Origin of the sequence: Lujinxingia vulgaris (assembly GCF_007997015.1) — a bacterium.
GTDB lineage: Bacteria > Myxococcota_A > Bradymonadia > Bradymonadales > Bradymonadaceae > Lujinxingia > Lujinxingia vulgaris.
Window position 1 is genome coordinate 18,990 of the sequence record NZ_VOSM01000008.1, and the last position, 23,378, is coordinate 42,367.

Annotated in this window: 21 protein-coding genes; 7 read left to right on the forward strand and 14 right to left on the reverse strand. The window is 64.6% G+C overall.

The features are described 5' to 3' along the window. Positions 1-93: 93 nt before the first annotated feature. Positions 94-1,131: a M20/M25/M40 family metallo-hydrolase gene (locus FRC98_RS15190; RefSeq protein WP_230467653.1), complete on the reverse strand. Its 1,038-nt coding sequence runs from the start codon at positions 1,129-1,131 to the stop codon at positions 94-96. A 230-nt stretch (positions 1,132-1,361) separates the two neighbouring features. Between FRC98_RS15190 and FRC98_RS15195 the strand changes: the two genes are divergently transcribed. From FRC98_RS15195 to yaaA, 4 genes are all read left to right on the forward strand, one after another. Beyond that, a complete protein-coding gene (locus FRC98_RS15195) occupies positions 1,362-2,705 on the forward strand; it encodes an aminopeptidase P N-terminal domain-containing protein (protein WP_230467654.1) in 1,344 nt (447 codons plus the stop codon). 149 nt (positions 2,706-2,854) lie between these two features. Further along, positions 2,855-3,247, forward strand: coding sequence for a hypothetical protein (locus tag FRC98_RS15200; RefSeq protein ID WP_146982297.1), 393 nt, complete (start codon positions 2,855-2,857; stop codon positions 3,245-3,247). 330 nt (positions 3,248-3,577) lie between these two features. After that, positions 3,578-4,438 (forward strand): hypothetical protein, encoded by an 861-nt coding sequence (locus tag FRC98_RS15205; protein ID WP_146982298.1) that lies wholly within the window; start codon positions 3,578-3,580, stop codon positions 4,436-4,438. Positions 4,439-4,607: 169 nt separating this feature from the next. Beyond that, positions 4,608-5,387, forward strand: coding sequence for a peroxide stress protein YaaA (gene yaaA, locus FRC98_RS15210; protein WP_146982299.1), 780 nt, complete (start codon positions 4,608-4,610; stop codon positions 5,385-5,387). Positions 5,388-5,573: 186 nt separating this feature from the next. On the opposite strand, the gene FRC98_RS15215 is transcribed toward yaaA, so the two are convergent. The 12 genes from FRC98_RS15215 to FRC98_RS15270 all read right to left on the reverse strand — a co-directional run bounded on the left by FRC98_RS15215 (position 5,574) and on the right by FRC98_RS15270 (position 19,180). Next, positions 5,574-6,929 (reverse strand): hypothetical protein, encoded by a 1,356-nt coding sequence (locus FRC98_RS15215; RefSeq protein ID WP_146982300.1) that lies wholly within the window; start codon positions 6,927-6,929, stop codon positions 5,574-5,576. A 276-nt stretch (positions 6,930-7,205) separates the two neighbouring features. Then, positions 7,206-8,900: a S1 RNA-binding domain-containing protein gene (locus FRC98_RS15220; RefSeq protein ID WP_230467655.1), complete on the reverse strand. Its 1,695-nt coding sequence runs from the start codon at positions 8,898-8,900 to the stop codon at positions 7,206-7,208. Positions 8,901-9,003: 103 nt separating this feature from the next. After that, on the reverse strand, positions 9,004-10,020 hold the full coding sequence (gene trpS, locus FRC98_RS15225) for a tryptophan--tRNA ligase (RefSeq protein ID WP_146982302.1): 1,017 nt from the start codon (positions 10,018-10,020) through the stop codon (positions 9,004-9,006). Between the two features lie 23 nt (positions 10,021-10,043). Then, on the reverse strand, positions 10,044-10,994 hold the full coding sequence (locus FRC98_RS15230) for a class I SAM-dependent methyltransferase (protein WP_230467656.1): 951 nt from the start codon (positions 10,992-10,994) through the stop codon (positions 10,044-10,046). Positions 10,995-11,119: 125 nt separating this feature from the next. Beyond that, entirely contained in the window at positions 11,120-11,467 is a 348-nt protein-coding gene (locus FRC98_RS15235; protein WP_146982303.1) for a Na+/H+ antiporter subunit G, read from the reverse strand. 55 nt (positions 11,468-11,522) lie between these two features. Next, positions 11,523-11,792 carry a K+/H+ antiporter subunit F gene (locus FRC98_RS15240; RefSeq protein WP_146982437.1) on the reverse strand — a complete coding sequence of 90 codons (270 nt, stop codon included), beginning with the start codon at positions 11,790-11,792 and terminating at the stop codon, positions 11,523-11,525. After that, positions 11,792-12,289, reverse strand: coding sequence for a Na+/H+ antiporter subunit E (locus tag FRC98_RS15245; protein WP_230467658.1), 498 nt, complete (start codon positions 12,287-12,289; stop codon positions 11,792-11,794). Before FRC98_RS15245 ends, FRC98_RS15240 begins: the two co-directional genes overlap by 1 nt. Position 12,290: 1 nt before the next feature. Continuing rightward, entirely contained in the window at positions 12,291-13,856 is a 1,566-nt protein-coding gene (locus FRC98_RS15250; RefSeq protein WP_146982305.1) for a monovalent cation/H+ antiporter subunit D, read from the reverse strand. Continuing rightward, entirely contained in the window at positions 13,853-14,191 is a 339-nt protein-coding gene (locus FRC98_RS15255; protein ID WP_146982306.1) for a Na+/H+ antiporter subunit C, read from the reverse strand. The genes FRC98_RS15250 and FRC98_RS15255 overlap by 4 nt, the downstream gene beginning before the upstream one ends. Further along, complete coding sequence (locus FRC98_RS15260; RefSeq protein WP_146982307.1) at positions 14,179-16,977, reverse strand: monovalent cation/H+ antiporter subunit A; 2,799 nt, start codon at positions 16,975-16,977, stop codon at positions 14,179-14,181. Before FRC98_RS15260 ends, FRC98_RS15255 begins: the two co-directional genes overlap by 13 nt. Before the next feature lie 194 nt (positions 16,978-17,171). Next, positions 17,172-17,636, reverse strand: a complete 465-nt coding sequence (locus FRC98_RS15265) for a hypothetical protein (RefSeq protein WP_146982308.1) — start codon at positions 17,634-17,636, stop codon at positions 17,172-17,174. A gap of 143 nt (positions 17,637-17,779) precedes the next feature. Then, a complete protein-coding gene (locus FRC98_RS15270) occupies positions 17,780-19,180 on the reverse strand; it encodes an AMP-binding protein (RefSeq protein WP_230467659.1) in 1,401 nt (466 codons plus the stop codon). 158 nt (positions 19,181-19,338) lie between these two features. Between FRC98_RS15270 and FRC98_RS15275 the strand changes: the two genes are divergently transcribed. The 3 genes from FRC98_RS15275 (at position 19,339) to FRC98_RS15285 (ending at position 21,751) form a co-directional block, all read left to right on the forward strand. After that, positions 19,339-19,800, forward strand: coding sequence for an ATP-dependent zinc protease family protein (locus tag FRC98_RS15275; protein ID WP_146982310.1), 462 nt, complete (start codon positions 19,339-19,341; stop codon positions 19,798-19,800). Positions 19,801-19,869: 69 nt separating this feature from the next. Further along, the gene (gene rimK, locus FRC98_RS15280) at positions 19,870-20,775 is read left to right on the forward strand and encodes a 30S ribosomal protein S6--L-glutamate ligase (protein ID WP_146982311.1); all 906 of its coding nucleotides are present in this window, start codon (positions 19,870-19,872) and stop codon (positions 20,773-20,775) included. Then, positions 20,756-21,751, forward strand: coding sequence for a succinylglutamate desuccinylase/aspartoacylase family protein (locus FRC98_RS15285; protein ID WP_230467660.1), 996 nt, complete (start codon positions 20,756-20,758; stop codon positions 21,749-21,751). Before rimK ends, FRC98_RS15285 begins: the two co-directional genes overlap by 20 nt. Before the next feature lie 32 nt (positions 21,752-21,783). Here the strand turns inward: FRC98_RS15285 and FRC98_RS15290 are convergent, their stop codons facing one another. Beyond that, on the reverse strand, positions 21,784-23,217 hold the full coding sequence (locus FRC98_RS15290; RefSeq protein WP_146982313.1) for an MBL fold metallo-hydrolase: 1,434 nt from the start codon (positions 23,215-23,217) through the stop codon (positions 21,784-21,786). Positions 23,218-23,378: the final 161 nt, after the last annotated feature.

Below are 23,378 nucleotides of genomic sequence, written 5' to 3' on the forward strand. Positions count from 1 at the left end.
GGGAGGTGGGGGCGGCGCCCTCAACGTGCGCGCCACCTCCCGGGCTTCGCCTGGCCTGCGGTGCGGGCGTCCGCCCGCTGCGCAGCGGCCGCTTTAGCGCTGCGCTCGGAGCGCCAGCGTGCCGAGCTCGGTGTAGAGGTCGATGCCCGCCTGAAGATCGCTCAAATCAATATGTTCGTGGTCGGCGTGCGCCACGCGGATATCGCCCGGACCCACAAGCCATACCGGCGCAAGCTCGCTTACGTAGGTCGCGTCGGTGTTGAAAGGCACGGTCGCCACCTCGTAGCCCTCGGGCGGATCAAAAAAGACCGGGTCGTTGTAGACCGCACCCTCCACCCGGGCCTCCTCGCCAGCCAGTTCCTCCACCCTTCTGAGCAGCCCTTCAATCGGACTGACCGCGCGCATCAACACCTGTGCCCGCGCCGAGGGCGCAAAGACGTTGGCCGCCACGCCCCCCTCAATCGTGCCGATGTTGAGCGTGGTCGGCCCCAGAATCGCGTCGGTGGGCCAGTCGTGGCGGCGCATACGCTCAAGCACATCCAGGAGCTTATGGATGGCCGAGGTGCCCCGATCCACAAAGGCCGAATGCCCGGCCACACCCTCAGTCTCCAGGGTGAACTTGAGCATGCCCTTCTGCGCGGCGACCACCCGGTTGATGGTGGGCTCGCAGAGGATGATGCGCTCAAGCCCCTCCTCCTTAAGATGGCTCAAGGCCACGCTCTTTTTCGCCCCGCAATGGTCGACTTCTTCGCCGACCACCAGCAAAAAGCCCAGCTCGCGCTCTCCGGCGGCCAGCAGGCGTTTTGCGGCCTGAAGCATCGCCAGAAGTCCGCCCTTGGTGTCGCAGGCGCCGCGCCCGAAGATGCGATCGCCCTCGCGGCGCACCGGCAAAAAGGGCGGCACCGTGTCGACGTGGGTGGAGTAGAGCAGGCGCGCGGGCCGCTCGGTGCGCGCCAGCAGGTTGTAGCGCCCCGGGGCGACCTCCTGACGATCGATGCGGCTAAATCCCGCCTCTTTGAGCTCGGCCTCCAACAGCTCCAGAAAGGCCTTCTCCTGCCCGCTGGTCGAGTCGACCTTAAGCCAGGATTGCAGCGTCGTTGCCAGAGTGTCGGAAGTGTCGGTCGCGGCCATGGAAGATCCTCGCGTGGGTGGGTAAGACGTCATCATCGGCAGGTGATGTAACAAAGGAAGGGGGCCTGCGGCAAAGGGCGAAGACCGCGCTGACTCTGGTCACCGGGCGCGCGGCTGCAAGCCCGGTCGTAAGAGACCGAGGCTGCGCAGGGTTCGACAGATGCCTCGCCGGGTGGCAGGATGCCGCCTGTGAACGGACGCCAAAATCACAGCTTAGCAATGAGGCAATGATGGTCATGATCGAACAAGAGGTCTTTGCGGCGCGCCGCGCCCGACTGATGGAGAAGATCGGCCCCGAGGGTGTGCTGATCGTGGTGGGCCCCTCGATGCGGCAGCGCTCCAACGACACCGAGTACAACTACCGCCCCTCCAGCGATCTCCTCTACCTGAGCGGCTTTCGCGAGCCCGAGTCCGTGCTCGTGCTGGCCCCGGGCCGCGAAGATGGCGCGTTCGGGCTCTTTGTGCCCGATCGTGACCCGAGCAAAGAGCAGTGGGAGGGCCGCCGCGCCGGACCCGAGGGCGCCGTGGCGCGTTTCGGGGCGGATGTGGCCTTCGGGCTCAGCCAGCTCGATGAGGAGCTTCCCAAATTTCTCAAGGGCCGTCAGACCCTCTTTTATACCCTGGGCATTGAGCCGGACTTTGATCAGCGCGTGATCGGCTGGGTGCAGTCTTTGCGCCATCGCCGCAACCAGCACCTGGCGATGCCGGCGGCCATCGCCGACGCCCGCGACCTGCTCTTTGAGGCGCGTCTGATCAAAGAAGACGCAGAACTCAAGGTCTTGCGCCGCGCCTGTGAGATCTCGGCTGAAGCCCACATCCTGGCGATGAAGCACTGCCGCCCGGGCATGATGGAGTATGAGCTGCAGGCGCTCATCGAGTACCACTTCCGCCGCAGCGGGGGCACCGGCCCGGCCTACGCCTCGATTGTGGGTGGGGGCGATAACGCCACGATCCTGCATTATACCGAGAACGAAGATCGCATCGGCGAAGACGATGTCGTGCTCATCGACGCCGGCTGCGAGTACGGTTACTACGCAGGTGACATCACGCGCAGCTTCCCGGCCAGCGGCCGCTTCTCCGAGCCCCAGCGTCGGCTCTACGAGGCGGTGCTCAACGTGCTGGAGACGGTTACCGAGATGATCAAGCCCGGGCTCCCCTACGAGTCATTGCAGGAGGAAGCCTCAAAGATGCTCGCGCAGGCGATGATCGATCTGGGCATCCTCAACGAAACTCTGGAAGAGACGCTCGAGTCGAAGTCCTACCGCAAGTATTACCCCCACGGTATCGGCCACTGGCTGGGCATGGACGTGCACGACGTGGGCCTCTACAAGCTCGACGAAGACACCTCGCGCCCTCTTGAGCCGGGGATGGTGCTTACCATTGAGCCGGGCATCTACGTGCCCGCCGACGATGAGAACGCTCCCGAAGAGCTGCGTGGCATTGGCGTGCGCATCGAAGACGACATCCTGGTCACCGCCGAGGGCTATGAGAACCTCACCGCGATGTGCCCCAAATCCGTGGAAGAGGTTGAGGCGCTGGTGGGTTCCGCCGAGCCGGACGCGCTCAAGCTCTGAAACACTTCGCTGCAACTTGTAAACGACAGGTGGTGTAAGGCAGCGTATAAGCATCGCACTACGAGCATCACACCGACCTTCGGTCGGCTCTCGTTTTGAATCGAGCGTCTCTCCCTTTGTATTTACGCGCACGTGTGCAGGAGAAGTCCATGAACGATCAGAATAAGGATCAACAGCAAAACGACTGGGCCGCGCCCTCGCATGAGCCGCCGCCCGCGGGCAACTTTAAGGACTACCGCCCCCCGATGGATAACCTGCCCCAGCAGCAGGGCGGGCAGAACAACCCGGGCGGTCTGACCACCGATCAGATCATTGCGGTGGTGCTCTCCTTTCTCATCCCCGGCGTGGGGCAGATGATGCAGGGGCAGACCGCCAAGGGCCTTGTGATCCTGGCCGCGGCGATCGTCACCGGTTGCGGCGGCGGGCTTATCTCGATCGCTTCGGTGATCGACGCCTACCTGCTGATCAAAGCCAAAGAGTACCGCCAGGTCGGCGACTGGGAGTTTTTCCCGGACTTCAACCAGACCTTCGGCTCGAAATAAGCGCGCTCGGGTTGAGCGACGAAGCGCGCCGGTTTTTTGGCGTGTGGCCGCGAGTGCATAAAGGCGCGCCCCTTAAAAGGGCGCGTCTTTTTTTTCGCGCGCGCGCACCTCGCGGCTCGCTTCCGTTGAACTCCGGGCCCTGGCGAGTTAGAGTGTTTTTATCCAAACCAGCAGTAGGGGTGAAGGTGAGGTAGCGCGCGCCGCGAACGCGGCGATGTTGGTGTTTTGTGCGCATAACCTCTTGAAAGGATTGAGTGTTTTGAACGTTAAGCGCCGAGCCGTACCAGGTGCGTTCCTCGAAAAAGGGGCAGGGAAGCCCCGGGAGAAGCCATGGAAGAGCTCTTTGTTTTTGTCGACGCGCCGGCCCACGGCGACCGCTGGACCACCACCGTCAGCGCGCACGATTTGATCGCGCTGCACCCCGAGCTGCGATGCTTCGGGGAGGGCGGCTCAGGCGCCCGCACCTCTCAGCAGCCCTGGCTTGAGGAGGCGGTGGAGGCCGGGCTGCAGCGCTACGGCTACGACACCTTTGGCCGCCTCTACATCGACGTGCTCGGTCGCATTGATGAGCTCGTGTGTGAGGCGCTTCAAGACAGCGTGCTGGCGATGCAAGCCACCCTGGGGCGCCCAGGCGCCACAGGTCAGCTGGCCGCGCGCGAGCAGGCGCTCCTTGAGCAGATCCTCGACGAGGAAGAAGGGGTGGCCCGTTATGTGGAAGGCCCCATGCTGGAGCTTCGCTACCAGCGCCCCATCACCCGGCTGCGCACCCTCTACGCGCTGCGCGGCGCGCGCCTGGGTCGCGGGCTCCCCTATAGCATCGATGCCGCGCAGATTCTGGAAGACGCCTTCGGTGGGGAGGCATTTGTGATCGACTTTCTGGGCATGAAAGAGCGGGTCGCGCGCACGGTCGACGCGGTGAGCCTGGCGTGCCGCAGCTTCGCCCGGCGAGATCTGGCGCAGCTCTACCGCGTGCTCTTTTATGATGTGATGGACGGGCTGACGCAGAAGTTCAGTATGAATATGCCCTTTCAGCGCTTTGTGATCGGCGGCTGGGTGCTCCCCGAGGTGCGTCGCCGCCATACGCTGCGCCGCCTCGGTGCGGAAGAGGCCCCCGAGGCCGAGATTCATCCGGTGGCCAGGGGCGCGCGGCGCGCCGCCCACGAAGACGGCCCCGGGCTTCAACCTTTTTAAGGAGCGGCCCGGCGCAGCGCTCCCCGGCGCGCCGCGCTTGCCAGATGGCCGGAGGTTCTTAATCCTTAGGCGCGCCTTCGCCCGGCGCGCCTTTTTTGCGCCCGGCGAGTATGAAGAGCGCCCCTTCGTTCCCTCCTGAGTCATTCAAGCCGTCTGCAGCAGGTCGTCTATGTTGGTCTTACTCTCCCCCTCCAAATCCCTGGACTTCGAATCGCCGGTGCCCGTCTCCGAGCATAGCGAGCCCCCCTTCCTCAAAGACTCAAAGCAGCTCATCGAGAAGCTGCGCGAGCTCTCCCGCGCCGACTTAAAAGAGTTGATGGGCATCAGCGATAAGCTCGCCGACCTCAACTACGATCGCTACCGCGACTTCGAGCTGCCCTTCAGCCCGGAGAACGCTCGCCAGGCGCTCTGGGCCTTTACCGGCGACGTCTACACCGACTTTCAGCTCGACGCCTACACCGACGACGATGTGGCTTTTGCCCAGGAGCATATCCGCATCCTCTCGGGGCTCTACGGCGTGCTTCGACCTCTGGATCTGATGCAGCCCTACCGCCTGGAGATGGGCACTCGCCTGGAGAACGCCCGCGGCAAGAACCTCTATGAGTTCTGGGGCAAAAAGATCACCGAGGTGCTCAACGAAAAACTCGCCGAGCAGGAGAGTCAGATGGTGATCAACCTGGCGTCCAACGAGTATTTTAAATCCGTGAAGACGAAGTCCCTGAAGGGGAAGCTGATTACCCCGGTGTTTCGCGATCGTAAGGGCGAGAAGTACAAGATCATCGCGTTCTGGGCGAAGCGCGCCCGGGGGATGATGGCCGACTACATCGTGCGCGAGCGCATCACCGATCCGGAGCGGCTCAAGGGCTTTACAGGCGGTGGCTACTACTTCAGCGATGAGCGCTCGAGCGATGGTGAGTACGTGTTTTTGAGGGAGCCGCAGGATCAATGAGCTTCTGTTGAGCCTTCCGCTGCGATGTGGCGGGGGGCCTGGCCGGAGGCCACGAAGTTGGCTGCCGGTACGGGGAAGCGCGCTGTGTCGACCCACAAAAAAAACCGCTCGCCAGGTCCTGGCGAGCGGTTTTTTAGTCGAGTGATAAGCGCGGCCCTTCAGGGCCGCGTCGGCGCCGGGGGCCTATCAGGGGCAGGCCATCGTGGTGGGGTAGCAGATGCCAAGGTTAAGCGCCTCGTAGATGCTCTCGCGGCTGAGGGGGCGAGTCTGAGGGCAGCAGCGGTTGCCGCTGCCGCACTGGGGTTGGGGCTCGTTGACGTTGCACACCTTGCGCGGGGAGTCATTGTCGACGCAGTAGGCTGCGTAGACGCCCCATTTGCAAAGTTCGCCCTCGCCGCAGTCGGTATCATCGTCGCAGCCGACATAGACGTAGCTCTGGCCGTCTTCGGCGGCCTCGAAGACCGCCTGCGCGGTAGCGCTGGATTTGGGCTTGCAGGTCGAGACGGAGCTGCCGAGGGAGATCAGGCAGGCCTCGTCGGAGGTGCAGTAGCCGCTGGCCGAGCAGTAAACGGCCTCGTCTTCGCCCGCGACACAGGCGCCCTCGGAGCAGATGTCGTCGCCGGAGCAGGTGCCGCAGCTTCCACCGCAGCCGTCATCACCGCAGGTCAGCCCGTCGCAGCTGGGCTCGCAGACCTCCGGGGCGCAGTAGCCCAGGAAGTTGCAGCTGGGCATCTCCGAGGGGCAATCGGCGCCGGTGTCGCAGCGCGCGCTGCACTGCTCATCGAAGCAGAGGCCGCTGGCGCAGTCGTGGGTGTCGGTGCAGGTCTCACCGGGGCCGGCGGTGCCACGCGTGCCGACCTCACAGACGCACTCGCCGCTGGTTTCGTCGCAGTCGCAGCGCTGACCGATGGGGCAGTCTTCGTTGTAGTTGAGCTCGCAGTGAATGGGCGGAAGCTCACGGGCACCGCAGTCGCTGCAGTCGCTGCCCAGCTCGCAGATGCCACCGCCGCCTTCGCCCACGTCGTCGCATTCGCCGTCGTTGGCGTAGCCGCCGGCATCACCTGCCGGGCCGCAGGTGTCGTTGCATAAGGGGTCGAAGGTCTCGCAGACGCCACTGTTGCAGTAGTCGGTGGTGTCGCAGGTGCCGCAGCTTCCGCCGCAGCCGTCCGGGCCGCAATCAAGCCCGGAGCACTCGGGCACGCAGGTGGTGTTGCAGTCCGGGTCCTGGCTGCAGCTCTCGGGGCAGACGCCGTCGTTGGCGTTGTCGCATAAGCACACACCGCCGTCGCAACTCAAACCCTCGTCGCAGCTCTCCGTCTGCAACACACCGCCATTGCAGGTCGCAAGCATCGCGCCGTCGCAGCGCGAAGCGCCCTCGGCCAGGCCGTCGCAGTCGTCGTCGGGGGTGGTGTCGGGCTCGGCGTCGGGGCCGGTGTCGTCGATGACGGGGATGGGATCCTCGTCCTGTTCATTTCCCGAGCAGGCCACGCTCATACAGCACATCAGCACAAGGGCCAGAAGTTTAAAATGGCGTACCATCATGTCCTCACAGGTCATTGCAGTTCGTGAATTAGAAGGGGGGGGACGTCTTAGCGAAGGAGGGTGCTGCACGACAAGTCGATCTATGAATGATGAGTCATTTCGATGGCGCGTGTTGCTTAAGTTGTTGTTTTTAAAGGCGGATCTGGTTGTGTTGTTTTGTTGCGTTAAGGCGAGGAATCGCTTTCGCTGATCAGGAATCAAAAAAAACGACGCGCACCCGGGAGGTGCGCGTCGTTTTTTCAGGCTACGGTGCCTGCGTATGTCTTTCGCGTGAGCTCAGTCCTTCTTACGGGCTTTGAGCAGATCACCCAGCGTGCCCATGCTGCCGCCCGAAGACAGACTATCGTCCTTGTAGCTTGTGGGGGCGGCTTTGGAGGGATCGGCCTGCTCGGCGATGGTCTCGGCGTCTTTGAGGCTGAGCGCCATGCGGCGACGATCGGGCTCGATGTTGAGCACGCGGGCTTTGACTTCCTGACCGGCGGTGAACTGACGGTGAGGCGTCGACTCGCTGGCGAGGTTCATCTCGCTGCGGGGAAGCAGCGCGGTGATGCCGCCGCCGAGCTCGATAAACGCGCCAAAGTCTTCGACCTTGGCCACGTGACCGGTGACCTCCAGGCCGATGGCGAAGCGCTCGGTGATGTTGGCCCAGGGATCGCCCTCGGCGGTCTTCATGCTCAGGCCGATGCGGCGGCGCAGAAGATCGATGTCCTGCACCTCCACCGAGACCTCTTCGCCCACCGAGACGACGTCGGCGGGGTTGGCGACGTGGCGCTCCCAGCTCATCTGGGAGACGTGCACCAGGCCCTCAACCCCCGGGGTAAGCTCCACGAAGGCGCCAAAGGGCGCAAGACGCACGACGCGGCCGAGCACGCGGGTTCCCACGGCGAACTTTTCGTTCACTTCCAGCCACGGGTCCTGCTCGGTGGCCTTCATGCTCAGGCCGATGCGGATGGGCTTGTCGCCCACGGGCTCCTCAAGGCTCAAGACCTCGACCTTGACCTCCTGGCCGACTTTGACCAGGTCGGTGGGGTGGTCGAAGAAGGTGTGGCTGAGCTCGGAGACGTGCACCAGGCCCTCGATGCCGCCGATGTCGACAAAGGCGCCGAAGTCGGCCACGCGGGTGATGACGCCGTCGAGCACCTGACCGACTTCCAGGGTTTTCAGCGTCTCTTCGCGGGCTTCTTTCTGCTGGGCTTCGAGAAGGGCGCGGCGGCTGACCACCACGGTGCGGCCCCCGTCGCGAACTTCCTGCACTTTGAACTGGTAGGTCTGGCCGACGTGGGCGTCGGGCTCTTCGGTAAAGCCGAGCTCGATCTGGCTGATGGGGCAGAAGGCCTCCACGCCGGAGAGGTCGACCTCGAAGCCGCCTTTGTTGGTGCCGGTGACGCGCCCGCTGATGGGAAGCCCGGTGTCGTGGGCGGTCTCCACAGCCGCCATGCCCTGGCGGCCGGCGCCGAGCTCTTTGCCGAGCTGGATGCCGCCCTTAAAGCCGAGCACGTAGAAGGAGTAGGTCTGGCCGGGCTCGAGCGTAACGTTGCCTTCCTCGTCTTCGTAGGCGGCGCGGTCGGCGACGCCTTCCTGGTTGGCGCCGATCTGCACGAAGATGTGCGAGGAGCCCACCGAGATGACGGTGCCCTCGACCTGGTCGCCCATATCGAAGCGCTGGCGGGAGGGAGCGGCGGCCTCATGGCCCTCAAACATCGCGGCAAAATCGTCCATGGTGGCCGAGGTGTCGCCGAACTTCATGCCGGCGTTTGGCTCTTCTTTTTTAGCGGCCTCTTTCTGCGCCGCGGGCGCCTCGGACTTCGGGGCGTCTTTTTTGGGAGCGTTGGGCGCGGTGGGGGGCTTGGGCGCGCGGATGACTTCGACTTTCTCGTCGGGCTTTACGCCCTGCGCGCTGGCTTCGCCCTCGGGTTTTTTCTTGCGGGGGCGAGGAGGCACGGGCTGGTTTTTGTCGTCTTTGGAGGCCATGTCGGTTGCCTTGGAGAGAGGTGAGGCTGGGGTCATCGCGGGGAGCGCGGTGTTGTGATGAGGCGCGCACCCCGCGAAGCGAAGAGCGAAGAGGTTGCGTAAACTAGCGGCGAAGGCCGGTGGCGCGACGCACACGCGCCATGACGTCTTCGACGATGGGGCGCACCTTTTCGGCGCCCTCATCAAGGATCTGGTCGAGGTAGTCGCGGTCGTCGATGATGGCCTCGTACTTCTCACGGAAGGGGGAGAAGTGGGCGTCCATCGCTTCAAAGAGCGCCTGCTTGGCGTGGCCGTAGCCGTAGCCGCCACGGCGGTAGTTTTCTTCCATCTCGGCGACTTCCTCTTTCGAGGCGAAGAGCTTGTAGAGGGTCACCACCGTGCAGGTCGACGGGTCTTTGGGCTCGTCGAGGCCTTTGGAGTCGGTCTCGATCTTCATGATCTGCTTGCGCAGTTTTTTGGGCGGCAGAAGGGGCTCGATGATGTTGCCGTAGCTCTTGCTCATCTTGCGGCCGTCGATGCCGGGGACGGTGGCGACGTCTTCGCGCACGCGGGCCTCGGGCAGACGCAGAAAGTCGCCGCCGAAGGCGGCGTTGAACTTCTGGGCCATGTCGCGGGTCATCTCGATGTGCTGGATCTGGTCGGCGCCTACGGGCACGACCTCCGAGTCGTAGATCAGAATATCGCTGGCCATGAGCACCGGGTAGGTGAACACGCCGTGGTTGATCTCCTTCTCGATGCCCTGGTCTTTGGCCGCCTTATACGCGTGCGCGCGCTCCAAAAGACCCATATGCGTGACGCAGCTCAAGAGCCAGGTCAGCTCGGTGACCTCCGGGATATCGGACTGGCGAAAGAAGGCGGCGCGGGCCGGATCGAGACCAAAGGCCAGAAAGTAGGCCGTGATCTGGTAGACCGAGTCGCGCAGCGCCTGAGGATCTCGCACCGAGGTCAGGGCGTGGTAGTCGGCCACGAAGTAGAAGGCCTCGTAGTCCTCCTGCAGATCGATGGCCGGGCGGATCATGCCCAGGTAGTTGCCCAGGTGCGGAAAACCGGTGGGCTTGATGCCCGAGAGGCTGCGGCGCGGGCCTTTGGGGGTGAGTTTCGCTTCGTTTTCAGAGGTCATAGATCGCGAGCGCTTGGAGAGCGTTACGCGCGGGTGATGCGCCAGCTCTGGTGGGGTTTGGAGTGTTGGAAGTCGTGCGGGATGGTCTTGTGGGTGAGGTCTTCGATCGAGGCGCCGTGGAGCTGTCCGGGTTGCAGCTTAAAGTTCCGAAAGTTCGTCGAGAAGTAAAGGGCGCCGCCGGGTTTGAGCAAGCCCAGGGAGGTGTTGATAAGCCAGGGGTGGTCGCGCTGGATCTCAAGCGTGTCGTCCATCTTCTTGGAGTTGGAGAAGGTGGGCGGGTCGAGCACGATCAAGTCGTAGCGGTCGCGGGCGCGGTCAGGGCTGGCCAGGTACTGCAGGATGTCGGCGCGCTCGAAGCGGTTTCCGCGCAGGCTCATCTGGTTGAGCGCGAGGTTCTCACGGGCCCAGCGCAAGTACGTGTTGCTCATATCAACGGTGACGGTCTTGCGGGCGCCGCCGGCGATGGCGTGCACAGTAAAGGCACCGGTGTAGGCGAAGAGGTTGAGCACGCTCTTGCCCTCCGACTCCTCGCGCACCATCTGGCGGGTGATGCGGTGGTCCAGGAAAAGGCCGGTGTCCAGGTAGTCGGAGAGGTTGACCTTGAACTTGAGGCCGTCTTCGTGAACGACGATCTCGCTGCGCTCATGGGCAAATTTCGAATACTGCCAGGAGCCTTTCTGGCGGCGCCGGGTTTTTACAAAAACCTTCTCGGCGGGGACCTTGAGCTGGGTCATCAAGACATCGAGCATCGCGTCGAGCCAGGCCTCGTTGTCCATGTCGCGGAACTTGCGCCGGGCCATCAGCGCCACGTGAAGATAACCCTCGTACCAGTCGACGAGCAGGGGGATCTCGGGGATGTCGGCGTCGTAGATGCGGTAGCAGCTCTGGCCCAGGCGTTGGGCGGCGTTTTCGATGCGGCTGATGTTCTTCTGGAGACGGTTCTCGAACATCGCCGCCTGTTCGGCGTAAGACATCTTCGGGGGGCCTGGCGGGGGGAGAGAGGAGCGGGGAGCGCGGCGCGCTCGGGCGGGCACGTTTTCTACAGAAAAGCGAAGACCCGCAAGCGCGGTGAGGCCGGTGAGGCCGCTGAGATGGGGGCTTAAAAGAGCTCGCGGGTCTTCTCTTCGACCATGCCGGTGGAGTCGTAGATGCGCTCGCGGATGGCCGACTTCGAGAGGATATGGGCGCTGACCGGGGCGGTAATAAAGAGGAAGAGGGTGATGAGCACCTCGTGGAGCGTGAGGCTGCCCTTGGTGACGCTGAAGAAGATCATCGAGCCCACCAGCATCGCGCCCAGGCCCAGGGTGGTGGCCTTGGTGGGACCGTGCAGGCGCATGTAGAAGTCCGGCAGCTTCGCCAGGCCCAGCGAGCCGATGAAGGCAAAGATGGCGCCGAAGAGGATCAGCGCGGCGATGATGCTTTGAAGGTAGAGGGGAAGCTCTTCCATGGTGTTCTCGGGGGCTTCGGGGCGAGCGTTGAGGTGCTCGCCGGCCGATAAAGATTCACTCGATGAGGTCGCCGCGAAGCAGGAAGCGGGCCATACCGACGGTGCCCACAAAACCCATCATGGCGATGAGCAGGGCGGCTTCAAAGAAGATGTCGGTGGCCCACCAGATGCCGGCCAGGATCAGCAGCCCGATGGTGTTGATGTACATCGTGTCGAGCGCGACGACGCGGTCGAGCACATCGGGCCCCTGGAAGAGGCGGTAGGCGTTAAGGAGCACGGCCGCTGAGACGATGCCGAAGGCGATGGCGATGGCGTAGGTTAAGATCATTGGAAGATCTCCAGAAGCGGCGCCTCGTAACGGGCCTTCATCAGCTGAATCTCGGCGTCGGGGTCTTCGGTGCTCAGCGCGTGCACCAGCAGCGTCTTGCGGTCGCCGCTTAAGTTGGCCGAGACGGTGCCGGGGGTCAGCGAGATGGTCGCCGCGAAGATCGTGATGGCGTAGGGGTTGGTCAGCTTCACCGGCACCTCCAGGAAGGTGGGCTTGAGCTTGCGGGCCGGGCCCAGGATCAAGCGCGCCACGGTGAGGTTGGCGATGAGGATGTCCCACATCACGATGACGATGTACTGAATCAGGGGGCGGATCCGGCGCACCTTCGGGAAGGTGTCGGTGAAGCGGTAGGTGAAGGCCGGCAGCACCAGCGCCAGGATCACCCCGCCGATGATCGTGGAGAGTTCGAGCTTGCCCTGAGCCAGAAGCCAGACCGCCAGCAGCACCAGGCTGAAGAGGGGCTGAGGCAGAACGCGTTGTCGAATGCTGATCACGTCAGTGGTCCTTGTTGCTGAGGTCATCGCTCATGCCTGCTGTGTCGGGGAAGAAGGCCGGCTCGACCATCACCGCGTCAATGTACTGCTGCGGATCGAGGAGCTGGGCGGCGACTTCATCGGTGTATTCGGTGATCGGACCGGCAAAGGCGGAGTAGGCCGCAAGAATCGCCAGAATGGCGATCAGGGGGACGGCCTGCAGCGCGGTGGTGCGCTCGACCTGGTCGGCGCGGTCGGCGGCGACCTCGCTGCCTTTCCAGAAGACCTGGGTGCCGACGCGGCTCAGGGCGATAAGGCCCAGAAGGCTGGTAAAGAGGATCACCGCCCACATCCAGAAGCCGCCGGGCTCACCGATGGCGGCCTGCAGCATCAGGAGCTTGCCCAGAAAGCCGCTGAAGGGAGGGAGGCCGGCGGCGGCCACAGCCGCCCCGAAGAAGATCAGCCCGAGCAGGGTGGGCTGGGTGAGCTTCCAGCCGATGCGGATCTCGTCGGTGAAGGGGCCACGCTGGGCGGCGACCCGCTCGATGAGCAGGAAGAAGAGCGCCATGATCAGCGTGGAGTGCACCATGTAGTAGAGCGCCGCCGAGATGCTGGCCTGGGTGAAGAGGCCGATGCTGGCCATCATCGTGCCCAGTGAGGCGATGATGAGGTAGCCGGTCATATGACGCAGGCGGTGGCTGCCCATCGCGCCGACCATGCCGAAGAAGAGGGTCATCAGCGCCAGCGGAAAGAGGTAGGGCTCAATCAGGTCGGCGCCGACGCCGGCCTCCGGGCCGAAGATCAGCGTGGAGGTGCGCAAAATGGCGTAGACCCCCACCTTGGTCAGCACGGCAAAGAGCGCGGCCACCGGCGCGGTCGCCGCGCCGTAGACACCGGGCAACCACAGGTAGAGCGGAAGCAGCGCGGCCTTGAGCGCAAAGACCACCATCAGCACCAGGGCGCCGGCCTGCAAGATCGCCTGATCTTCGGCACCCAGGGAGGCGACCTGCAGCGACATATCGGCCATGTTCAGCGTGCCGGTGATCCCGTAGAGCGTGCTCACGCCGATGAGAAAGAGCGCCGAGCCGATCAGGTTGAGGATCACATAATGGATGCCCGCTTTAAGCCGCTTCTGGCCGCCGGAGTAGACCAGCAGGTTGTAGGACGAGAGCAGCAGGATCTCGAAGAAGACAAAGAGGTTGAAGATGTCGCCCGTTAAGAACGCGCCGCAGATCCCCAGCACCTGAAACTGGAAGAGAAAGTGGAAGTAGGGCCCGCGCTTATCGGCGCCCTGCGAGGCGTAAGCCAGCACGCAAAGGGCGACCACGCTGGTCAGGGCGACCATCATCGCCGAGAGTCGGTCAACGACGACCACAATCCCAAAGGGCGCCGACCAGTTGCCCATCGCGTAGCTGAAGATCTCGCCAGACATCGTCTGGCTGATCATGAAGAAGCCGGTGGCCACCAGAGCGAGCGAGGCTGCAAGCGAGAGAGCGCGCTGAAGGGCGATCTTTGAGGCCGGGATCAGCGCGCAGACAAGCGCGGTGAGCATCGGCAGCAGGATAGGTATGACGATCCAGTTATTCACCTGGTCTGCTCCTTACCGTCGAGATGATCGGTGCCAAGCTCCACATAGCCGCTGATGGCCAACACCAGGATAAAGGCGGTCATGGCAAAGCCGATGACGATCGCCGTGAGGATCAGGGCCTGAGGCAGCGGATCGGCGTAGGCCTCAAGCGGCACGCCTTTTTGCAAGACCGGGGGCATCCCGGAGGTGAGCCGCCCGGTGGAGAAGATGTAGAGGTTGGCCGCATACGAGAAGAGGGCCAGCCCGACGATGACCGGGAAGGTGCGAGCGCGCAGCACCAGGTAGAACCCACAGGCCACCAGAACGGCGATGGCAGAGGCTATCAGGGCTTCCATGGATTGGTCTCCTTGCTGTGGGCGAGGGTCTCAGCGTTGGCCGGACGGCTCAAGACGCCGAGGCTGGTGAGAATGGTCATCATCGCGCCTACCACGCCCAGGAAGACGCCCAGGTCGAAGTAGAGGGTCATGACGGTGCCGGGCTCACCGAGCGGAACGAGCATGGTCATCATGGGTTTACCCAGAGCGAGCGAGGTCGCCCCGGAGAGCACGGCGATAGTGACGCCGATGATCGCCATGATGCGGAAGTTGACGGGCATGCGCTCCGAGGACCATTGCTGGCCGCTGGCCATGTACTGGATGATCAGCGCGACGGTGGCGACCAGACCGGCGATAAATCCGCCGCCGGGCAGGTAGTGGCCGCGCAAAAAGATGTAGACGGCCATCACCAGAATCAGGCTGAGCAGGGGGCGAGTGGCCGAGGTGAGCATCACCGGGTAGCGATCGAGCACGCGGCGGGTGACGCCGTGGATATGCTCGGGGTTGAGTCGGGAGAGCAGCGCGAAGATGCCCAAGCCGGCCATCGCCAGCACGGCGACCTCACCCATGGTGTCGAAGCCGCGGATGTCGACGAGCGTGACGTTGACGACGTTGGTACCGCCGCCCACCGGGTAATAGGCCTTCTCCAGGTGGGTCATGCTGATGGAGTCCTGGGGGCGCGTCATCACCATGTAGCTCATCCAGCCGGTGCCCAGGCCGGCGACCGTGGCGAGGATGCCGTCGCGGACTTTGCGCAGGCTGAAGCCGCCCTCGCTGGGCGTCTCTTTGGGAAGCACGTAGAGGGCCAGGAGCAGGAGCAGGATGGTGACCACCTCGACCGAGAGCTGGGTCAGAGCCAGGTCGGGCGCGGAGAATTTGACGAAGCTCAAGCTCACCACAAGGCCCACCACCGAGAGGATGACAATCGCGGTGAGGCGGCGCTTGTGGTAGGCGACCACGCCGAAGCAGGCGGCCACAAAGATGCCGAAGACCACGATGGTCACCGGCTCAAGGTCGGTGGCCGGGAGGTTGCCCGGGGCAAAATCAAAGAGGAAGAAGGGCAGCGCGCCGGCGGCGACCACAAAGGCGATGAGCAGCATCGAGTAGCGCTGCAAGGAGCCATTTTCGAGAGAGGCGGTGGTGGCGCGGGTGGCGTCCACCACGCGCTCGACCAGGCCTTCAAAGACGAGCTTGCCCTGCAGGTTAGGCCAGTAGCGCTCGGCCAGCGCGAAGAGCTTGTGGCGCAGCGTGAAGAAGGCCACCCCGCCGAAGATGGCGATGAGGCTCATGACCACCGCGGCGTTGAAGCCGTGCCAGAGCGAGAGGTGCTCGTAGCCTTCGGGCATTACCCCGCCGATGGTGGCCAGCGCCGCAGCGTTGACGATGGGCTCGGCGATGCTCGGGTAGACGCCCACGACCAGGCAGACGGTCACAAGCAGGGCCACCGGAAGCCACATGCCAAAGGGCGGGTCGTGGGGTTTGGCGGGCGTATCTCCCTCTTCACCGAAGAAGGTGTCGATGACCAGGCGCACCGAGTAGGCCATGGAGAGCAGGCCGCCCACTGTCACGATCACCGGCACCACCCAGTCCTGCTCGATGAAGGGCAGCTTCCAGGACTCGTAGAAGAGCATCTCTTTGGAGATGAAACCGTTGAAGCCCGGGATGCCCGCCATCGCCGCGGCGCCCAGCGTGGCGAGCGTGGCGGTGATGGGCATAGCGTGACGAAGTCCGCCCAGGATGCGCATGTCGCGGGTGCCGGTCTCGTGGTCGACGATGCCCACGCTCATAAAGAGCGAGGCCTTAAAGGCGGCGTGGTTGAGGATGTGGAAGACGCCCACCAGCGCGGCCATCGGGGTGCCAAAGCCAAAGAGCACCGTGATGAGCCCCAGGTGGCTGATCGTCGAGTAGGCCAGCAGGCCCTTGAGGTCGTGTTTGAAGAGGGCGACGTAGGCCGCAAAGGTCAGGGTGATCAGACCGGCGCCGGTGACGATGAAGAACCACTCCGGGGTGCCGCTCAACGCCGGGTGCATACGCGCCAGCAAGAAGACGCCGGCTTTGACCATGGTGGCCGAGTGCAGATACGCGCTGACCGGCGTGGGCGCGGTCATGGCGTTGGGCAGCCAGAAGTGGAAGGGGAACTGCGCGCTCTTGGTAAACGCGCCCATCAGCACAAGGAGCAGGGCCGGCACATAAAGGTCGTGGCCCTGAATGAGCGCGCCGTTGGCCAGGATGGCGCTGAGCTCGTAGCTGCCCACGATGTGGCCGACGAGCAGCAGACCGGCGAAGAGCAAAAGGCCGCCCATCCCGGTGATCGCCAGCGCCATGCGCGCGCCCTGGCGGGCCAGGGGCACGTGGGTCCAGTAGGCGATGAGCAAGAAGCTGCTCAGGCTTGTGATCTCCCAGAAAAACGCCAGCAAAAGCACGTTTTCAGCGAGCACCACCCCGAGCATCGCGCCCATAAAGGCCAGAAGCGCGCCGAAGAAGCGCCCCCGAGGGTCGGAGTCGCTCAAATAGAAGTGGGCGTAGAGCACCACCAGCGTGCCGATGCCTAAGATCAGGATGGCGAAGAGCATCCCCAGGCCGTCGACCCGAAACGAGAGGTTCATCCCCAGCGTCTCAATCCAGGGCCAGCTCGCCACGAAGACCTCGCCGGCAAAAACGTCGCCGGCCAGGCTTAGTAAGAGCCCAAACGAGAGGGTTGTGGGGATCAGCGCACCGACGGTGGCGGCGGTGTGGCTGTGGCGGGCCAGAATGATCGGGAGGATCAGGCCGACGAAGGGCAACAAGACGATGAGCAACGGCGTCATGACATCTCGGATCGTTTCGGTAGGCGGGCGCGCTCAGGTGGTGGCACCTGGCGGGCTTTCGCCCGGGAATGGCGCGAAATATGCCAGATGGCCCCGACCGCGACAAGGTGATTCGGGACGGGCGATCGAGGCCGAAACCTGTGGCAAAAGGTCGCGTTAGCGCGTTTTGCGTTGCGCCTATAAAGAGGTGGGGATCAGTTGCAGATGGTGGTGCTGAAGCTGCCGGCGACGTCGCTGGAGGGGCCCACCGCGTTGATCGATCCTTCGATCACCTGATCGAATTCGGCGTCGAGGCGATCGATGGTGACGCTTCCGGCCGAGGCGCTCTCGGTGAAGGTGGTGCCGTCTTCAACGAGGTTGAAGCTGACGTTGCCCGCAGCGCTGAGCGTGCCGGCGGCCGTCACCTGGCCGACGACCACGGTGAGGTAGTTGCCCGGCGGGGTGGAGGTGCAGCTGTAGGAGGCGTCGTCGGAGAAGGTCAGAAAGTAGGTGCCGTCGCTGCTGACCTCGGCGGTCGAGCTGACCGCGCTAAAACTCTCGCCATAAACGGTGCCCGAGACCGAGGTGCCGGGGAGCGCGTCGAGCAGCTCACCGCAGCCGCTGGCGACGAGCAGCAGGGTGGTCAGAGCCAGGAGGCGAAGAAAAAGAGTCGGGTGCATGGGTGTCATAAGGATCTTCGACAAAGGGGTCTGCAAAGTCGGCGCGGGCTGCGGCCGCGCGCATCTTAGGGGAGGGGACTGCTCGGCGCAAACCGGCGCAAAAACCGGGCTGAAGCGCGTCGGGACAGTTTTCATCTTGAGGCTCAGGGCTCGGTGAGAGGGGCGGTGGCCGGGGCGCTCTCTACAAAGGCGAAGCCGCTCTCCAGGCGCACGGTCAGGCCGGTGGGAAGCCAGCCCTCGGCGTTGCGCTCGCGGGGGCCAGGCCCACCCCAGTAGCCATCAAAGAGCGTTTCGCCGCGCAGCCAGAGCTCGCCAGGCTCGCCCTGGCGAGCGTGGGCCTGGCGGGTGGCGATGCCCTCGATGGGGCGGCCGGCCGAGCCCTGGCGAGCGGCCCCGGGGTGCTCCAGATGGGAGACGCCGGCTTCGGGGAGCGCCAGGTAGCCCAGAAGACGGGTGCCGGCGCGCTCCAGAATCTGGCGCCAGGTGGGGTCGGCCTGGCCTTCGGGCACGTAGATGGCGCGCAGTCTACCTCCGAGCTCCGATCGGATCGGAGCGTAGAGCAGCCGATCGGCGGCCTTCTCACCAAGCCCCCCGAGCAGGCGTCCCAGCGGCGCGCGCGATGGCGAGGAGGCGGCCTCGGTCGATTCCGAGAGCTGCTTAAGCAGATCGGGTGCGGCTTCCAGGCGCTCCTGCCAGCGGGTGGCCAGCGACTCCAGGAAGGCCGGCCCGCACAGAAGATGTGTGGGCTGAAGATCGCCCAGCTGCTCGTGAAGCTGGCGCGCCGAGTCGGCCACAGCGAGTTCTTTTCCGGCGTAGAGCGCGCTCATCGTGAGCAAAAACGATCCGGGCCAGCCGTACGAGAGGAGCGCGCCCAGGCGCACCGGCTCGTCGGCGTCGAGGTTCATCTGGTGGGCGATGCGCTCAAGCATCAGGAGCACCTTCTCGCCAGAGAAGTGCGCGCCGCGCATCGTCTCCGAGGGGGTGGTGTCGTAGAGGATCAGCGAGGGGGCGTCGGCGTCCTGCGCAAACATGCGCTCGGCCAGCAGGTTGAGGCCGCCGCGGCGCAGGCGGTCGCGCCCACGCTCCGAGAGCGCTTCGACGCCCAGGCAGGCCTCGGCGTCGGCTGCACCTTCGGTGAGCACAAACTTCAGGTCGGGAGGAAGTTGGCCCCCCGGGCCCCTCAAACGCTGGCGCTCCGCCTCATCGCTGACCACGATCACCGATGCTCCCGAGCGGGCCAGCGCTCTCAAGGTGTCGCGGCGCTCCTGGCCTGGAAGCAGTGGCACCACGCACCCACCGATGAGCCAGCCGGCCACCATCAGATCGAGCAGTGCCGCGCTGTTCGGCGCCGCAAAGCCGATGCGCTCGCCAGGGGTTACCCCCCAGTCCACAAGGCCCATCGCCAGGCGCTGCACCCCGCGGGTCCACTCCCAGTAGGTGGGCTGGTGCAGGGTGCCGTCGGCGTCGCGGCGGGTGAGCGCGGGGGCCTCCTTGGCCTCCTGAAAGCGCTTCCAGAGTTCGGTGGGCAGGTTGCGTTTCGACATCGTTTCCCCGGGGGCATGGCGAGTCATGGGTATTCACAGCGAGGCCTGGGGCCGCGCATGGCGCTGTCGCGCTCACTTTAGTCGCGCGACGATGGTTGACAAAGTACGCGCGCGCAACATTCTGGGGCCAGAATCATCACGTTCACCCCGGCGAGGATATGACAGTGAAGAAGAGCCCGAAAAGGGCGCGCCCGATCATCGGGTGGCGCGAGTGGGTGGGGCTGCCCGAGCTGGGCCTGGGACGCATCAAAGCCAAGATCGATACCGGCGCGCGCACCTCGGCCCTGCACGCCGAAAATATCGAGCTTTTTGAGCGCGATGGTGAGCCCTGGGTGCGCTTTGAGGTGCGCCCCCATCAGCGCAGCGCCCGCGACGGGGCGGTGGCCGAGTACCCGCTGCACGACCGGCGCGTGGTGCGCAGCTCCTCGGGCCATGAGGAGTTTCGCGTGGTCATTCGCCCGGTGGTCGAGGTGCTGGGTCAGCGCTACGCCATCGATCTGACGCTGACCGATCGCAAGGCGATGGGGTTTCGTATGCTGCTCGGGCGCCACGCCGTCCGGGGGCGTTTTCTGGTCGATCCGGCCGCATCTTTTCTGGGGGAGTCTTCCCCCCACTCCTGACGTTTTTCTCTTCGTCGTCGCGCGGTGTGCGCCCGGCGTCATCCCCCAAGGTTTCTGGAGCACCACCCCATGAAGATCGCCATCCTCTCGCGCAAAAGCTCGCTCTACTCCACCCGTCGTCTGCGCGAGGCCGCCGTTGAGCGGGGTCACGACGTCCAGATCGTCGACTACCTGCGCTGCTTTATGGACATCACCTCCAAACGCCCCCGGGTCATGCTCGCTGGCGAGGAGATCAAGGATGTGGAGGCGATCGTGCCGCGCATCGGGGCGACGTATACGTTTTACGGGCTCTCGGTGGTGCGCCAGTTCGAGATGATGGGGGTGTTTTCGGCAAACACCTCCCAGGGCATCTCGCGCTCGCGCGACAAACTTCGGGCGATGCAGCTGCTGGCGCGCGCCGGGGTGGGCATGCCCGTGACCGGCTTTTTGCACTCGACCAAAGATGTGGACGGGGTCATCGACACCGTCGGCGGCGCGCCCCTGGTCATCAAGCTTTTGGAGGGCACCCAGGGCATCGGCGTGGTGCTGGCCGAGACGCGTAAGGCGGCGCAGTCGGTGATCGAGGCCTTTCGGGGGCTCGACGCCAATATTTTGCTTCAGGAGTACATCGCCGAGTCGGCCGGCGCCGATATTCGCGCGTTTGTGGTGGGCGATGAGGTGGTCGCGGCGATGAAGCGGCAGGCCCAGCCCGGGGAGTTTCGCTCCAACCTGCACCGCGGCGGCTACGCCACCGTGGCCGAGCTCAGCGAAGAGGAGCGCGAGACGGCGATTCTGGCCGCGCAGACCATGGGCCTGAGTGTGGCCGGTGTCGACCTTCTGCGCTCCAGCCGCGGTCCGATGGTCATCGAGGTCAACTCCTCGCCGGGACTTGAGGGCATTGAGCAGACCACCGGCATTGATGTCGCCGGTCATATCGTCTCCTTTATTGAGGAGAACGTCTCGAGAGGTGCTGCCCGTGACACGATCCATTTCTGAAGGAGAAATCGCCATTTCTAGCCCGAAGGTACGGCGCGCGCTGGTGGTCAACGGGGTGAGCGTGGAGCCCGGGGAGCGCCGCCGGGTGGAGATCCCGATGGGGGGCCTGCCCACCCAGACGCCGCTGGCGCTGCCGGTGGAGATCGTGCGCGGGGTGGAGCCGGGCCCGCGCGTCTGGGTGAGCGCCGCGCTGCACGGCGATGAGGTCAACGGGGTGGAGATCGTGCGCGCGCTCCTCGACGATCTCGATCCCCAAAAGATGTGTGGTGCGGTCATCGCGGTGCCCATCGTCAACGTGTTCGGGTTTATCAATCAGTCGCGCTACCTGCCGGATCGCCGCGATCTCAACCGCAGCTTTCCGGGCAATAAAAAGGGGAGCCTGGCCGGACGCCTGGCGCGCCTCTTCCTCGATGAGATCGTGGGGCGCTGCACCCACGGCATCGACCTGCATACCGCGGCGGTGGGGCGCTACAACTTCCCGCACGTGCGCGGCGACTTAAGCGACGGCCCCACCCGCCAGATCCTGGAGGCGTTCGGGGCCGAGGTGATGATGGACGCCGCGCCCCCCCGAGGGTCGCTGCGCCAGACGGCAGCCAGAAAGAAGATTCCCATCGTGCTCTTTGAAGGTGGCGAGGCGCTGCGTTTTGATCGCCCCGTGGTGGAAGTCGGCCTGGCGGGTACCAAGCGGGTGCTGCAGGCCCTGGGAGTCACCTCCTTTAAAGACGCCGGCACGCCCGGCTCCAACCGTGAGAGCTCGCAGACCAGCTGGGTGCGTGCTCGCCGCGCAGGCATCTTGCGCGTGGAGGTCGAGAGCGGGGCCTTTGTGAAAAAGGGCCAGCGCCTGGGCACCGTGGGCGACGCCTTTGATACCAGCGCCGCGCCGCTCAAGGCCCCTTTTGACGGCATCGTGCTCTCGCACGTCACCCACCCCCTGGTGCACCAGGGCGAGGCGATGTTTCACGTGGCGAAGCTCTGAGCGCGCGGCGCTGAAAGAGGGCGGCGAGGCGCTCATTCTGCGGCCCGCGCGCCCTTCTGCGGCGTCTCGGTGGGAAGATCGGCCTCATTCCAGGCGCCCATGCTTCCATCGAAGGCGATAGCGCGGGTGATGCCGTGGGCGTGCAGAAGGCTTGTGGCCACGGCGGCGCGCGCGCCGCTTCCGCAATAGACGATCAGATCGCGGTCGCGGGGGATGGCATCGATCTCGGTGGTGAGCCGGGGCAGGGGGTGGTGCAGGGCGCCGGGGATGTAGCCCTCGCGCCACTCCGAGGCACCCCGCACATCGAGGAAGGTCGCCTCTTTTTTACGCCACTTCTGATGGGCCTCCTTAACCCCGAGGTGGGGCTGGGAGGTGAGCTCGGCGTCGGGCAGGGCCTCAAAGGGCAGAAAACCCACCACATTGTCGTGGCCGATGTGCAGAAGAGACGCCGCGGCGCGATCGGCCTCGTTACCCGAGCCGGTAATGAGCAAGAGGGGCTCGCGCTCGGGGAGCACCCAGCCCGACCAGGTCGCAAAATGCGATCCCAGGGGAAGGTGCAGGCTGTTATTGAGGTGGGCGCGATGAAAGTCGTCGCGAGGGCGAAGATCGAGCACCTTCATATCGCCGGAGAGCGCGCGTTGGATCAGGTGGGGGTAGGCGCGGGAGGGGCGGGCGGAGCGATCGCGCAGCTCAAAGCCGTCGCGGTTCTCTTCTTTCATACGCCGAAAATAGGTGGGCGACTCGGGCTGCTCGGCCAGGATGTGTTGGATAAAGCCCTGCTCGTCGCCTTTTTGCACATAGGGGGCCCAGGGTGCACTGGCGAGCTCGATGGCCAGAGTGGTGGTGGGCAGCGCCCCGATGGATTTTCCGCAGGCCGACCCCGCCCCGTGCCCCGGCCACAGCGGCACATCGTGGGGAAAACGATCGATGGCGCGTTTTGCGCTGGCGTAGAGCGCTTTTGCCGCCTTCTCGCTCACGTTCTGCCCCAGGCCCGTGGCGTCGATGAGATCGGGGCGGCCCAGCGTGCCCACAAAGAGAAAATCGCCAGTAAGCCCCGCGATCACCTGCTCCTCATCGTAGAGCAAAAAACTCAGGTGTTCGGGGGTATGCCCCGGGGTATGCACCGCCTCCACCGCGCAGCGCCCCAGCTCAATGCGCTCGCCATCGTGAAGGGCCTTTGTCTCAAGTTCATCGAGCCCGCTGTACTGCCAGCTCTCATCGCCCTCGGCGCTAAACCAGAAGGTCGCGCCGGTGGCCCGCGCGAGCTCGCGGCCGCCGCTTAAGTAGTCGGCGTGAATATGCGTCTCGGCCACATCCGTGATGGTCAGGCCGTGCTCGCGCGCCAGCTCAACATAGGGCTCCAGATCGCGGCGCGGATCGACCACCAGCGCTTTGTTGGTGTCCGGGCAGCCGATCAGAAAGGAGGATTGGGCCAGGTCGCTGTCGTAGAGTCTCTCGAAGATCATGGGCGGTTCCCTCGGTTTAGCGTCTTAACGTCAAATTTTTCTGGACGAGGGAGAACGTATGCACAGGTTTACTGCTCGCAAGTACAGCAGTAGGCGATATTCGAAGAGCGAGGATGGGGTCTGGGGCCACGCGAGATGATGCCCGATGCCCCAAAATGTGA